This is a genomic window from Pseudoalteromonas sp. NBT06-2, assembly GCF_002276045.1.
Lineage (GTDB): Bacteria > Pseudomonadota > Gammaproteobacteria > Enterobacterales > Alteromonadaceae > Pseudoalteromonas.
The window spans coordinates 1-347 of record NZ_NQMR01000449.1; the positions used below are offsets into that span (position 1 = coordinate 1).

At 32.6% G+C, this 347-nt stretch carries 1 protein-coding gene; it reads right to left on the reverse strand.

Features of this window, described 5'->3' with window-relative positions:
- A partial coding sequence (locus CJF42_RS26490; protein ID WP_141235716.1) for a response regulator occupies positions 1 to 347 on the reverse strand: 347 nt, incomplete at both ends.

Consider the following 347-nt stretch of genomic DNA (forward strand, 5'->3'; position numbering starts at 1 on the left):
GTCGCCAAACAAGTAAAAAGTTGATTAACATCTATAGGTTTCGGGATATGATCATTCATCCCTACTGATAAAACTTTTTCTTTATCTCCCATCATCGCATTTGCTGTCATAGCTAAAATAGGTAAATTTTCAAACTGTTTCTGTTGACGAATTTTTTTTGTGGCAGTATATCCATCCATAATAGGCATTTGACAGTCCATTAACACAGCATCAAACACTGTTTTTTCTTGCTCAAGTATATCTAGTGCTTGTTGTCCATTCATTGCAACGGTAGTAAATATGCCATTACTATTTAATAGTTCTTGTGCTAACTCCAAATTTATTTCATTATCTTCAACTAATAAAAC